Source organism: Paenibacillus sp. FSL M7-0896 (assembly GCF_037975415.1).
GTDB classification, from domain to species: domain Bacteria; phylum Bacillota; class Bacilli; order Paenibacillales; family Paenibacillaceae; genus Paenibacillus_AQ; species Paenibacillus_AQ silagei.
In genome coordinates, this window is the sequence record NZ_CP150250.1 from 2,806,426 (window position 1) to 2,818,468 (window position 12,043).

General features: G+C 53.1%; 10 protein-coding genes. 8 read left to right on the forward strand and 2 right to left on the reverse strand.

The genetic code is table 11. From position 1 onward, the window contains the following. The first annotated feature begins 282 nt into the window (after positions 1 to 282). The 4 genes from MKY12_RS11760 to MKY12_RS11775 all read left to right on the forward strand — a co-directional run bounded on the left by MKY12_RS11760 (position 283) and on the right by MKY12_RS11775 (position 6,080). Positions 283 to 2,169, forward strand: coding sequence for a glucose PTS transporter subunit IIA (locus MKY12_RS11760; RefSeq protein ID WP_036729487.1), 1,887 nt, complete (start codon positions 283 to 285; stop codon positions 2,167 to 2,169). Next, positions 2,166 to 3,932 carry a phosphoenolpyruvate--protein phosphotransferase gene (gene ptsP / locus MKY12_RS11765; protein WP_036729485.1) on the forward strand — a complete coding sequence of 589 codons (1,767 nt, stop codon included), beginning with the start codon at positions 2,166 to 2,168 and terminating at the stop codon, positions 3,930 to 3,932. The genes MKY12_RS11760 and ptsP overlap by 4 nt, the downstream gene beginning before the upstream one ends. Positions 3,933 to 4,144: 212 nt before the next feature. Further along, positions 4,145 to 4,669, forward strand: coding sequence for a sigma-70 family RNA polymerase sigma factor (locus MKY12_RS11770; RefSeq protein ID WP_051478334.1), 525 nt, complete (start codon positions 4,145 to 4,147; stop codon positions 4,667 to 4,669). Position 4,670: 1 nt separating this feature from the next. After that, entirely contained in the window at positions 4,671 to 6,080 is a 1,410-nt protein-coding gene (locus MKY12_RS11775) for a DUF4179 domain-containing protein (protein ID WP_036729482.1), read from the forward strand. Between the two features lie 93 nt (positions 6,081 to 6,173). Here MKY12_RS11775 and MKY12_RS11780 read toward each other — a convergent pair whose 3' ends face one another. After that, positions 6,174 to 6,698: a type 1 glutamine amidotransferase domain-containing protein gene (locus MKY12_RS11780; protein WP_339313917.1), complete on the reverse strand. Its 525-nt coding sequence runs from the start codon at positions 6,696 to 6,698 to the stop codon at positions 6,174 to 6,176. Positions 6,699 to 6,930: 232 nt separating this feature from the next. Here MKY12_RS11780 and MKY12_RS11785 point away from each other — a divergent pair, with 232 nt between their 5' ends. The 3 genes from MKY12_RS11785 to MKY12_RS11795 all read left to right on the forward strand — a co-directional run bounded on the left by MKY12_RS11785 (position 6,931) and on the right by MKY12_RS11795 (position 9,487). Then, on the forward strand, positions 6,931 to 7,368 hold the full coding sequence (locus tag MKY12_RS11785; protein WP_339313918.1) for a hypothetical protein: 438 nt from the start codon (positions 6,931 to 6,933) through the stop codon (positions 7,366 to 7,368). A gap of 318 nt (positions 7,369 to 7,686) precedes the next feature. Then, positions 7,687 to 8,697, forward strand: coding sequence for a catabolite control protein A (gene ccpA / locus MKY12_RS11790; protein ID WP_036695017.1), 1,011 nt, complete (start codon positions 7,687 to 7,689; stop codon positions 8,695 to 8,697). Between the two features lie 94 nt (positions 8,698 to 8,791). Beyond that, positions 8,792 to 9,487, forward strand: coding sequence for a 5'-methylthioadenosine/adenosylhomocysteine nucleosidase (locus tag MKY12_RS11795; protein WP_339313919.1), 696 nt, complete (start codon positions 8,792 to 8,794; stop codon positions 9,485 to 9,487). Positions 9,488 to 9,508: 21 nt separating this feature from the next. On the opposite strand, the gene MKY12_RS11800 is transcribed toward MKY12_RS11795, so the two are convergent. Next, positions 9,509 to 10,141, reverse strand: a complete 633-nt coding sequence (locus tag MKY12_RS11800) for a GNAT family N-acetyltransferase (RefSeq protein WP_209877641.1) — start codon at positions 10,139 to 10,141, stop codon at positions 9,509 to 9,511. Positions 10,142 to 10,301: 160 nt separating this feature from the next. Between MKY12_RS11800 and acsA the strand changes: the two genes are divergently transcribed. Beyond that, positions 10,302 to 12,026 carry an acetate--CoA ligase gene (acsA, locus tag MKY12_RS11805; protein ID WP_339313920.1) on the forward strand — a complete coding sequence of 575 codons (1,725 nt, stop codon included), beginning with the start codon at positions 10,302 to 10,304 and terminating at the stop codon, positions 12,024 to 12,026. The last annotated feature ends 17 nt before the right edge of the window (positions 12,027 to 12,043 follow it).

Sequence of the window (12,043 nt, forward strand, 5' to 3'; positions counted from 1 at the left end):
ATTATTGCGATTAGAGTTAAATTGTCCAAAAATAGTTGCACAGAGTGCAGTTAAAGTAAAATATAAGGTCGTATTGCCAAATATAGTTGTACAAACTACACTTATCCAGTCACAGGAGTCACAGGAGTCACAGGAGTCACAGGAGTCACAGGAGTCACAGGAGTCACAGGAGTCACAGGAGTCGCAGGAGTCGCAGGAGTCGTCCTTTTCACGCCCAGATTCTTTTGACAAAAACTGCTGTAACGCTTACCATTCAATATAGAAAGAAAGGAGAGGGTCGCCTTGAATTGGCTCGGATCTTTGCAGCAGTTGGGCAGAGCCATTATGCTTCCTACCATGGTGCTTCCGGCGGCAGCGATTCTGCTGAGTCTGGGCAGCTTACCGTGGTCTGCATGGGGACTTTCTTCGGTATCCGAAGTGACGACGTACGCGGGGCAAGGAATATTCTATTTCATGCCTTATTTGTTTGCTGTCGGTGTGGCGTGGGGGTTGTCCAATCAGGCCGGACCGGCCGGACTGGCCGCACTCGCAGGGATGTTCACTTATGACCGGATTGTGTCCAACATGGGAGACGGGGCTGTACAGCCTGCAACATTAATTGGGATTATCCTGGGGATTGTAGCCGGTGTAGCGCATAACCGGTTTAAGAATATCAAGCTGCCGGAGGCGATCCAGTTTTTTGGCGGGTCGCGTTTTGTTTTGCTGTTCATGGGCTTATTCTCGGCGCTGTTCGCCTGGGTCATGCTCGGAGTGTCCCCGCTCCTGCAGGAGCTGCTTAATGAGCTATTCAGGGTAGTACAGGTGACCGGCGGCTATGGAGTGTTCGTCTACGGGGTGCTGTACAGGGTGCTGACGGCCTTTGGCCTGCACCATATTCTTAATAATGTGTTCTGGTTCCAATTAGGCTCCTTTACGACGCCTGACGGCAGTGCAGTCGTACAGGGGGATTTGCCGCGCTTTTTTGCCGGTGATCCTACAGCGGGTGTGTTCATGGCCGGACTGTTCCCGATTATGATGTTCGCCCTGCCCGCAATTGCCTTTGCAATCATTCAGGAAGCGCGCGAGGACCTCAAGCCCAAGATCAAGAAGACTTTTTTGCGTGCAGCTTTAGTGTGCTTTTTGACCGGTGTGTCGGAGCAGATTGAATTTGCCTTCCTGTTCGCGTCGCCGTATTTGTTTGCGCTGCATGTGGTTATGTCCGGGCTTGCGATGGTGCTGACCTACTCGCTCGGGATTCATCACGGCTTCTCCTATTCGGCGGGGACCATCGATTTCTTCCTCAACATGCATCTGTCCCAGCGGGCCTGGCTGCTGATTCCAATCGGGATCGGCTATGGCATTGTGTATTACAACGTGTTCCGCTGGGCGATCCGCCGGTTTCAAATTCCTACCCCTGGCCGTGAGGAAGGCTCTGAGCTGGGCGACTGGGCGGGTAATATCCCGTATCAGGCTCCGCTGATTCTGGAGGCGCTGGGCGGCAAGGAGAATATTGTGCAGGTTCAGGCCTGCATCACCCGGCTGAGATTAACGGTGCATAATGACCGCTTCATAGATACAGGGGCGCTTAAGGGGCTGGGCTCCGCAGGCATTATCAAGCTGGGCGGCGGCAATGTGCAGGTCGTCTTCGGGACGTATTCGGAGCTGATCCGCGAAGAGATCGACAAGCTGATGCTGCGCGATCTGCCGCAGGTGCTGTTCAGTGCGCCGATTCAGGGGCGGATGATGCCGATTGAAGAGGTGCCGGATCATATTTTTGCCGCGAAGCTGGTGGGGGATGGAGTGGCCTTTGTCCCGGAAAAAGGAGAGCTGGTCTCGCCTGTATTCGGCAAGGTGATGCACGTATACCCTACGATGCACGCAGTGGGCATTGCTACGCCCGAAGGGCTGGAGGTGCTCATGCATATCGGGATCGACACTTCGCAGCTTAAAGGGCCGTTTGAGGCGCTTGTACAGGAAGGGGACAGCGTGGAGCCGGGGCAGCTGCTGGTCAAGTTTGACCTGGCCTTCTTGAAGGAGCATGCCGCTTCGCTGGCGACACCGATGGTGATTACCAACCCGGACCGGGTCAAATCCTGGAGCTACGCGCCATTCAAAAACGTGAAAAAGGGGCAGTCTTCCGTCATGTCCGTGGTACTACATGAAAGCAATGTTGGAGGGATCGAAGCATGATACAAGGCGTAGGCGCCGCAGCAGGTGTTGCCATTGGGAAGGCCTTTGTCTTGCCGAACTGGGAATGGAGTCTGCCGGACACTCAGGTGAATCCGGTGGATCTGGCTAAGGAGTTCGAACGGTTGTACGAAGGCATTCGGACCTCCAAGGACGAAATCGAGTTTATCAAAAAAGAATTCCGCGAGGTCGTCGGACCGGAGGAATCGAGCATTTTCGATGCCCATCTGGCGATCCTGGATGATCCGGTGTTCATGAGCGAAATCCGCGGCATTATCGAACGCCAATACAAGGCAGCCGAGGTGGCGGTCAAGGAAGCGATCGACCACTTCGTGGCGATGTTCGATTTGCTCGACGATGAATATATGAAAGAACGTGCAGTGGATATCAAGGATGTCGGCAACCGCCTGCTGAAGCATCTCCTGGGTGCGCCGGAGGTCACTCTGCCGTCAGATACCCAGCCGTACATTCTGGTAGCGAAGGAGCTGTCCCCCTCACAGCTGGCGCATTTGAATCCGGCGTATGTGCTGGGCATCGTGACGATGATGGGCGGCAAAACCTCGCATTCCTCCATCATGGCCCGTGCGCTCGGCATTCCGCTGGTGGCAGGCCTGGAGAACAAGATCCTGACTCCTATTCAGACAGGGGACATGCTGGTGCTCGATGGGGAGACCGGGGCGGTTATGATTCATCCAGATGAATCCACACTGCTGGACTTCAACACCAGACGTGCGAAGCAGCAGCGGAAGCGGGAGCAATTGGAGCTGCTTGCAACCGTCGAAGCCGTGACGAAGGACGGTGTGTCTCTGCGGCTGGCCGGCAATATCAGTTCCGTGAAGGAGCTGAACATGGCACTGAAATACGGGGCCGAGGGAGTGGGACTGTTCCGTACAGAGTTTCTGTACATGGACCGTAGTACTTTTCCGACAGAGGATGAACAGTTCGAAGTCTATAAGCTGGTTGCGGAAAAAGTCGGCAAGGAGACCGTAGTCATCCGTACACTTGATATCGGGGGAGACAAGCATCTGGATTACTTCCAGCTGCCGGAGGAGCAGAACCCGTTCCTCGGCTACCGGGCCATCCGGATCAGCCTGGACCGCAAGGACATGTTCAAAACCCAGATTACAGCCATTCTGCGGGCCAGTCATTACGGCAATGTCCGGATGATGTTCCCGATGATCTCTTCTGTCGAAGAGGTGCAGGCGGCCAAAGCAGTGTTGAACGAGGTAAAGAGCGAGCTCGACAGCCGGGGTGTACCGTATAACCGTGACATGAAGGTAGGTATAATGATCGAGGTTCCGGCCGCAGTGATGATTGCCGACCTGCTGGCGGAGGAAGTGGACTTCTTCAGTATCGGCACGAATGATCTGGTGCAGTATGTACTGGCTGTGGACCGGATGAATGAGCAGATTGCCCATATGTATCATCCGTACCATCCGGGAGTGCTGCGTATGATCCGCATGACGGTGGATGCGGCACGCAGCGTAGGCATCGATGTCAGTGTATGCGGTGAGATGGCCGCAGATGAGCGCTCACTGCCGCTCTGGCTGGAACTGGGGATCCATGTGCTGAGCATGTCACCGCAAGCCTTGCTGAAGGTGAAGCACCGCACACTGAACACACTGGCTTCTGAAGCCAGGGAGATTGCGAAGGTCTGCTTCCGCAACCGCACCAGCTCCGAGACAGAGGAGCAGCTTACTGCTTTTGCCTCACGGAGCGGATTCCCGCTGGGCGCCGGCGGTGATTCCAAAGAGAAGACATCATAGCCGGGTAACGGCTGAACGTTATCGGGTTTTCAAGGACAAGCAGCAAGAATATCTAAATAAAGTCCGGGTGAGGGTCAAGGGGGCCACACACCGGACTTTTTGTTTTGAGATCTGAGGGAACAGGCCTGCCGTGCAAAAAAGTAAAACCGTTTGGACTGCTGGACAGTCAGTATATACAGAATTCAAAAAAAGAAAGGGGAGACTAAGCCTGGATGGAGCATACATGGGAGGCTGAGCAGGTGCGCCACTTGAATGAACAGGAGCAGCTGTTTATCAACCGGGTACTGGAGCAGAAGAAAATACTCTACAGTATTGCGTACAGCTACTTGCGCAGCGAGGCGGAGGCACTCGAGATGGTTCAGGAAACTACATACCGGGCCTGGGTAAAGCGCAGGAGCTTGAAGGATGAGGTCCGGTTCGCACCCTGGCTGACCCGGATTCTGATCAACTGCTGCAAGGACGAACTGAAACGGAGGAAGCGGCTAGCGGCTCCTGTGCCGGAACAGGCAAGCGCTGGACTGCAGGAGATGACCAGTGACCGTAAGCTGGATATGGAGCAGGCTCTGGAAGCGGTAAAGCCCAAATACCGTCAGGTGCTTGTGCTGAAGTATTACCGGGATATGACACTGACAGAAATTGCCGAGGTGCTGGGCAAGCCGGAAGGAACGGTCAAGACCTGGCTGAACAAGGGACTTAAGCAGTTACGTGACAAAATGAAAATCAAAGGGGGACTATAGCATGGTCAAGACAGAAGAAGAGCTGCTGAAGGAGTATTACCACAGTCTGTCGGCAGAAGCGGAGGAGGTCCCGGAAATGCGGCTGAACACGGCAATCCGCAGAGGCATAACACGTTCCCGGAGAAGCTCTATGTCATTAAGGAAGCGTTATGCTCTGGCTACAGCGGCGGCAGTACTTGGACTTGTGCTGTTATTCTCCTTTCCCCGGGCGAGTGAGGTGTTGAAGTCACAGGGGGCAGCTCCGGATCAGGCAGCAATATTTCAGAGCTACGGACCCTTTGAAAAGTATATTCCAGCTGTGATGACCACAAACGCTGTATCTTCGGCAATCGAGGATGGCCTTGTACAGCGCGTCACGGGTGTTACTGCGGAGCATAACGGATTTGTTCTGACTGTAGATGGAATTGCTGCGGATCAGAAGGGGATTATCGTTTTGTATTCATTACAGAATAAGACTGATGAGAATGCCCGAGTAGCACATATTCAGTTAACATCAGCTGTTTCAAATCCTTTGCATACATCCCTGGGGCCTGATAATTCAATTTCCCCAAAACGTATAACCTACGGTTATGAGGTAAGGCAGTGGGAGAGTGATGATGCAGGCGCTCTTCCCAATCAAATTAAGTTTGAGCTTGAGCTTGGTAAGTACAAGCAGTTCACGCCAGCTTCAGCAGATAGCCCTCTCGCTAAATTTTCTGTAGCTCTTCCGCTGGACCGGGAGCAGCTCGCCAAGGCAGGAGAAACCATACATGTAGACAAAACACTGGAAATAGACGGTCAGAAAATTGAAATTAATGAGGTCTATCTGGCCGCCTCCGGCATTTATCTGGACTATACCTGCGACCCGCTGAACTCCAAACAGATCTTCTCTATGTACAAACCGGGGTTCTTAGCAGGCGGCAGCGGTGATTATTCGTATCTGGCTTTACGCGCCGCCAGCTTTACGGACAGTGGAGGCAGACTGATATTTGCCAACGACAGGAGCTCGACACAATCGCTCCAGCTGCAAATCAATGGAATTCTGGCGCTGGATAAGCAGGCAACCCAATTAATTATTGATACGGATAAGCAACAAATTATTAAGGCTCCGGATCACAATCTGCAAATGTCCATTCACAACACGGAGAAGGGCTCCACGATGGTGCTGGAATATGATTCTCAAGCACAGAGTAACAGCATCTACAATGACCTTATGCTGGGACAAACATTTACCGATGGAGCAGGTACAGTTCATTCAGCAGATAAATTTGATATCGATATTCCGCAGCGCACTGAGCCGGAGAATGCGAAGTCCATCCCTCACATGTACTACCGGGGTCTGGGCAGCAATAAATACCCGCAGCCGCTGACGTTCACTATTGAGGCGTATCCTGCCCTGATCAAAGAGAAGCTGTCTGTCCCTATCCGCTAATCCCCCATATAAAAGCAAAAGCGGCAACAAGCCCTGAACCCTGTCAGACGACAGGGCAGGGCTTGTTGTTTATAGCAGATCTCATGTTGCCTGCTACTCACCGGCCAGCGCATCGCAGAACGCTTTGCCGTAAGGCGGCAGATCCGGCGGGCGGCGGGCGGAGATGATGTGTCCGTCCTGGACGAGCGGCTCGTCCTTCCAGATGGCTCCGGCGTTCTCCATATCGTCACGGATGCCCGGCGTGGAGGTGACCGTTACGCCTTCGAGAATTTTGGCGGAGATTAAGACCCAGCCGGCATGACAGATCTGGCCAATCGGCTTCTTCGCAGTATTGAAATCCTGCACCAGCTTCAGCACTGCGCTGTACCGGCGGATTTTGTCGGGTGCCCAGCCTCCGGGAACGAGGATGCCGTCATAATCGGCAGCCTTCAGCTCGTCCCAGCTGTATTCAGCCGTGGCGGGTACACCATATTTGCCTACATACTTCTTGCCCTTCTCAAGGCCTGCCAGATGTACCTCGGCCCCTTCCTCACGCACGCGGTATACGGGATACCACAGCTCAAGGTCTTCAAATTCATCGTCCACCAGCGCAATGACTTTTTTACCAGACAGTCTCATTCTGTACAGCTCCCTTCGGCTTAACTTCCTGATATCTATGTCATTCTATCAAAAGAGAGAGTTGAAGTCACTTTTCAACATGGAAATTCCTACGACAATTACCAATTAAAACATGATATGCAAACTTGCAGGGATTCAGGGGGATGAAGTCGAATACTAGAGAGGGAAAAGGCAAAGCTATGCGTTTTTAAAAGATCATTCTGAGGTGTGGGAGATGTATAAGGAACAATTAATGAAGAAGTCTTGTGGCTGCGGCGGGATCATGACCATACATATGCACACGCTGATTTATAGTGCGAAGATCAAAATTACTAATGTCCCTGTATATACCTGCGGGCAATGCGCCCGTTATGAGCCGTTGCCGGTTATTAAGCGTGACCTGGGCCTGCTGATCCGGGAGCTTGGAGAGCGCCCTGCGGACAAGCTGCATCTGTCCTTTGCGGACCGTAATGAGTGGGCCAGTGTGCTGAAGGATACCTTTGCTGCGGGCTTGTTTGCCGGCGGCTTGCCGGAATTGGAGGAGGCTATCCGCAAGGCTATGCAGAGCCGGATTGATCTGCTGCTGGATGTATACCGCACGGCGGCGGATATGTCCGACAAGAAGTGGATGGAAGAGATCGGCCTGCGGCTCTCCCAGTTGACGGCTCATTCGGCAGAAAGTGCCAAATAAAGAGCATTTTTTGACATTTTGAAAAAAAGTCTGCAAAAACAATGAAAAACTTTCAACGAATGTTGGATTTTTCACGCGCTTTTTGATACGATAGAGAAAGCATACAGAATTCTTGAAATTTTAAGGGCTTTCCACTGGAAGCTATTGGAGGATCAGGAATTGGCGGAAGGCGTCAAAGCCGCGCCAGGACTGGCGTTTCAACCTTTGAAAGAAATTTTGAAAGGAAAATGAAGCGTTATCATTGCACAATTGTACAAAGTGTCGTATCATAATTTTAATTAGTCGAACGATAAAATTTATCGCAATGGAGAGAGTAATTTGACGGTAACCATTTACGATGTAGCTCGAGAAGCAGGCGTATCTATGGCTACGGTATCACGGGTTGTGAATAATAACCCCAACGTGAAACCGCAGACCCGGAAGAAGGTTTTTGAAGCGATTGAGCGTTTGGGCTATCGTCCGAATGCGGTGGCGAGAGGTCTCGCCAGCAAGAAAACGACAACCGTAGGGGTTGTTATCCCTGATATCTCAAACTCGATTTTTGCGGAAATTGCACGCGGGATTGAAGATATTGCCAATATGTATCACTACAACATTATTCTCTGTAACGCTGACAAGCGTAAAGAGAAGGAGATTCGTGTCATTAACACACTGCTCGAGAAGCAGGTGGACGGGCTGCTGTTCATGGGCGGAACCGTTACGGAAGAGCATATTCAGGCGTTCCAGACCTCTGCTGTGCCTATCGTGCTCTGTGCGACCCGCGATGAGAAGGGAACGTATCCTTCCGTGGATATCGACCATGAGACGGCTGCATTTGATGCAGTGAATACGCTGATCCGCCATGGACACCGCGAGATCGCAATGATCAGCGGTACGCTGCAGGACCCTGCGAACGGCTATGCCCGGTTCCACGGCTACAAGAAGGCGCTGGAGGCGGCAGGTATCGAGTATCAGGAGGATCTGGTACGCATCGGTAACTATCGTTACGAATCCGGTGTCGAAGCCATGAAGTACTTCCTGGGTCTGAAGAAGAAGCCGACAGCTATCTTTGCTGCTACCGATGAGATGGCGATTGGCGCCATTCACAGTATTCAGGATGAAGGCCTTAAGGTGCCGGATGACTTCTCGATTATCAGTGTAGACAACATCCGGATGGCTTCAATGGTTCGCCCGCTCCTCACTACTGTAGCACAGCCGATGTATGATCTCGGTGCTGTAGCGATGAGACTGCTGACGAAGCTGATGAAGAAGGAGACGGTTGAGAATCCGCGGGTTATTTTGCCGCATGAGACCATTCTTCGTCTGTCTGTCAACCATGTCAACAAATAAGTTCAGTACGTTTAGCTCGTGAACATAGGTTTCTTAAGAAGCTCCTTCGGGAGCTTTTTATGTTTGCGGACACAAAGTTCGAGGGGGATATGAAATGAGCGGAGTTTTGGGTCTGATTGGCGCAATGGATGAAGAAATCAAGCTGCTGCTGGAAGAGATGGAGAATCGGCAGACCACTGTGAAGGCCGGAATTACCTTTTATGCAGGGACAGTGTTCGGGAAGGCAGCTGTAGTCTGCAAATCAGGGGTAGGCAAGGTGAACGCCGCCGTAACCACACAGATTCTGCTGGACAGCTTCGGCGTGGAGCAGGTGCTGTTCACTGGTGTGGCCGGGGCGCTGCATCCTGAGCTGGACATCGGAGATATTGTGATTTCGTCCTCCTGCATTCAGCATGATATGGATGCTACAGCGCTCGGCTATGCCAGAGGGGTGATTCCGTATCAGGAGATCTCCGTCTTCCAGGCAGATGCGCTGCTGGTGAAGTTAGCAGAAGAGGCCTGTCTAGAGCTGGAGCAGAAGTCTGTAACAGGCATTGTGCTGTCCGGGGATCAATTCATTGCCAGCAGGGCGTCCGTAGCTATGCTGCGTGAGCAGATGGACGGGGCCTGTGCAGAGATGGAGGGTGCGGCGGTCGCCCAAGTCTGCCATATGAACGGGATCCCTTTTGTAATCGTACGTTCAATGTCGGACAAAGCCGACGGCTCAGCCCATGTGAATTACAGTGAGTTCACCGTAACGGCCTCGCAGCATTCCCATGCCATTCTGGAGCATATGCTTAAGGCTATGTAACCTGCAGGCAGGCCGCCTGAATTAATACATAAACCGCTGTCTGAAGCGCACCCGGTCGAAGGTCTCGCGGGAGGACAGCGGCACATCCTGGCCCATGCGGACCATGAGGCAATTCGCCGGATGCGAGCAGATCTCCGGGTCATCTGTGGCATACCACACCATATCTACCGTCTTCATCAGCTTCTCCATCATCTGGCGGTACTCCCATACATTAAGACCGCTCCCCTTGAGGTCCCAGTGCCAATAATATTCGGTTGTGAATACGATGCAGTTCTCCAGTTGTCCCTTTTCAAAAGCGCTTGAAACCAGCAGCTTCGCAAGCCCGCTTCCGCGATACTCGTCAGCCACTTCGATGGCTCCCAGCTCAATCAGATCCTCCATCCCGCCCTGAGACCATAACTCCAGTTCATCCGGATAATGAAAAGTAACATAGCCCACGATAACGTCTGAGACCACTGCTGCTACGATGCGCCCTTCGGGCAAGCCAGATATTTCGATCAAGGCTTCAAGCTGCTCCTGCGGCTTACGGAAGGCGTCCAGATCGCGGTGCATGCTTAAGGTCTGGAGCGTTTCGGGAGATAAGGGTCCACGGACAGAAATCAGCCGGCCTTGATGCTCTATGGTATGGGATACAGGGATTTTATGGTGCTCCATGCTTGGGCTCCCTTCCGGTTCACTATAATATGGAATGTAACCGCTTCCTGTGATATACTGATTCCGACACGGAATATTCACATTTAGAGCATTGACGGAATTAATAGAATTAGAGGGTACCCTTAAAGCTTAAAGCAAACCAGTAGGGGAGGCAAGAGTAATGGGGCAAGTTCAAGGCGAAATTTTACCGGGCCGGGTGCAGCATTCGAATATGGAGGATTATTCCCGGGCAGTTGATGAATTCCGGTGGGAGGATGTCGAGCGCAGCTTCTCCTGGCATGGGACCGGTAAGGTGAATATGGCACATGAAGCTATAGACCGTCATGTCGAAGAGGGGCGGGGGGCTGCTACGGCACTGATCTACAGCGATGCGGTGCGCGAGGAACGGTACACCTTTGCTGACTTGCGGGAACGCTCGAATAAGTTCGGTAATGTACTGCGCAAATACGAAATCGGCAAAGGCGACCGGGTGTTCATCTTCATGCCGCGTACTCCGGAGCTGTATTTCAGCCTGCTTGGCATTCTGAAGACGGGGGCAGTGGCGGGTCCGCTGTTCGAGGCATTCATGGAGACGGCGGTCAAGGACCGTCTGGAGGACAGCGGAGCGGTGGCGCTGGTGACCACGCCGGAGCTGCTGCACCGGGTGAAGCGGGAGCAGCTCCCCGGATTGCGCCATATCTTTGTAGTCGGAGCCTCTGCTGATGAGGATGCGGGGTTGCTGAGCTATGAAGCGGAAATGGCTGATGCCTCCGCCGAGCTGGAACCGGAATGGCTGAGCCTGGAGGATGGACTGATTATGCATTATACCTCCGGCTCCACCGGGAAGCCCAAAGGCATCTACCATGTGCAGAGAGCCATGATCCAGCACTATTATACAGGCAAGGTAGTTCTGGACCTGCGGCCGGATGATGTGTACTGGTGCACAGCCGATCCGGGTTGGGTGACCGGAACCTCTTACGGAATTTTTGCTCCCTGGCTGAATGGAGTAGCCAATGTAGTCCGGGGAGGCCGCTTCAGTCCGCTGGATTGGTATAAGACGATCGAGCGCTTCGGGGTGACGGTATGGTACAGTGCGCCTACGGCTTTCCGGATGCTGATGGGGGCTGGCAAGGAGACGCTGGAGGGGATCGATCTCAGCAGTCTGCGTCATGTGCTGTCTGTCGGCGAGCCGCTGAACCCGGAGGTCGTGCGCTGGGGCGATAAAATCTATCAGCAGCGGATTCATGATACGTGGTGGATGACCGAGACGGGAGCGCAGCTCATCTGCAACTACCCGGGAATGGACATCAAGCCCGGCTCCATGGGACGGCCGCTGCCGGGGGTTGAAGCAGCTATTCTTGATGACCGCGGCAACGTACTGCCGCCGTATTCCATGGGTAATCTGGCCATCCGCACTCCCTGGCCGTCTATGATGGCCAAAGTGTGGAATAACCAGGCTAAATACGATGAATACTTCCGAATTCCCGGATGGTATATCTCTGGGGACTCGGCGTACATGGATGAAGACGGTTATTTCTGGTTTCAGGGCCGGATTGATGATGTGATCAATTCCTCCGGGGAGCGGATCGGACCCTTCGAGGTCGAGAGCAAGCTGGTGGAGCATCCGGCTGTCGCGGAGGCAGGGGTAATCGGCAAGCCGGATGTCATGCGCGGAGAGATCATCAAGGCCTTCATCTCGCTGCGGGATGGATACAGTCCAACTGCTGAGCTGAAGGAAGAGATCGCGGCATTTGTCAAAGCGGGCTTGTCTGCCCATGCTGCACCGCGCGAAATCGAGTTCAAGGATAAGCTGCCCAAGACCCGGTCCGGTAAAATTATGCGCCGTGTACTGAAGGCCTGGGAGCTGCATCTTCCGGCAGGCGATTTGTCTACCATCGAAGACTAGGCAGAATTTAAAAAAGC

Excerpts from the sequence above, each read along its gene's own strand:
- MKY12_RS11770 (WP_051478334.1), top strand. The coding sequence starts at position 4,145 with ATGGAGCATACATGGGAGGCTGAGCAGGTGCGCCACTTGAATGAACAG.
- MKY12_RS11775 (WP_036729482.1), top strand. The coding sequence starts at position 4,671 with ATGGTCAAGACAGAAGAAGAGCTGCTGAAGGAGTATTACCACAGTCTG.
- MKY12_RS11785 (WP_339313918.1), top strand. The coding sequence starts at position 6,931 with ATGAAGAAGTCTTGTGGCTGCGGCGGGATCATGACCATACATATGCAC.
- acsA (WP_339313920.1), top strand. The coding sequence starts at position 10,302 with ATGGGGCAAGTTCAAGGCGAAATTTTACCGGGCCGGGTGCAGCATTCG.
- ptsP (WP_036729485.1), top strand. The coding sequence starts at position 2,166 with ATGATACAAGGCGTAGGCGCCGCAGCAGGTGTTGCCATTGGGAAGGCC.
- MKY12_RS11780 (WP_339313917.1), bottom strand. The coding sequence starts at position 6,698 with ATGAGACTGTCTGGTAAAAAAGTCATTGCGCTGGTGGACGATGAATTT.
- MKY12_RS11800 (WP_209877641.1), bottom strand. The coding sequence starts at position 10,141 with ATGGAGCACCATAAAATCCCTGTATCCCATACCATAGAGCATCAAGGC.
- MKY12_RS11795 (WP_339313919.1), top strand. The coding sequence starts at position 8,792 with ATGAGCGGAGTTTTGGGTCTGATTGGCGCAATGGATGAAGAAATCAAG.